Origin of the sequence: Streptomyces sp. WM6386 (assembly GCF_000972385.1) — a bacterium.
Classification (GTDB): Bacteria; Actinomycetota; Actinomycetes; order Streptomycetales; family Streptomycetaceae; genus Streptomyces.
Window position 1 is genome coordinate 1 of sequence record NZ_JXTE01000331.1, and the last position, 690, is coordinate 690.

At 70.4% G+C, this 690-nt stretch carries 1 protein-coding gene and 1 pseudogene; one reads left to right on the plus strand and one right to left on the minus strand.

Translation table 11 applies throughout. The features are described from left to right. On the plus strand, window positions 1–273 hold a 273-nt coding region (locus TN53_RS41535), incomplete at its 5' end, for a BBE domain-containing protein (RefSeq protein WP_046264077.1). A gap of 97 nt (window positions 274–370) precedes the next feature. On the opposite strand, the pseudogene TN53_RS41540 reads toward TN53_RS41535, so the two are convergent. Continuing rightward, window positions 371–690 (minus strand): annotated as a pseudogene (locus tag TN53_RS41540) (FAD-binding protein); the annotation flags it as partial.

Genomic DNA, 690 nt, shown 5'->3' on the forward strand with positions numbered 1-690 from the left:
GCCGAGGACATCTCACTGCGCTGGATCCGCGAGTTCTACCACGGTGTCTTCGCCGCCACGGGCGGTGTCCCCGTCATCAACGACGTGACCGACGGCGCCTACGTCAACTACCCGGACATCGACCTGAGCGACCCGAAGTACAACACCTCCGGCGTGCCCTGGCACGAGCTGTACTACAAGTCCGGCTACGCCCGGCTGCAGAACGTCAAGCAGACGTACGACCCGCGCGACTTCTTCCACCACAGCCAGTCCGTGAAGCTGCCGACCAAGTGACAGTGCCCGGTCGACCCGTCGCGCCCTCACCGTCCATCACGGTGAGGGCGCGGCTCGTGTAGCCCGACGCCGTCCGCCTCCCCGGCGACGGCAGCTCTTACGCCGCCTCGGTCCCGGCCGTCGCGCCCGGCAGGGTGTACGCCGGTGCGGACGCCAGCGAGAGCACGGCACGGGCGATCGCGTCGGAGTCGCCCAGCGTCACCGAGTTCACCCCGGGCCGGATACCGGCGGCCGTCACCCAGTGCACGGACTCGGTGGGCACACCGTAGGCGAACCGCCGCGGGTGCGCCCTGCCCGAGGCGTCCACCAGACGGTAGGGCCGCTCGGTGACGGCGAGGCCACCCGTCTCGTACGTCCGCGTGCCGGGACCGTGGATGCGATAGCGGCTGCACTGGCCGGTCGCCCGCAGATGCAGCA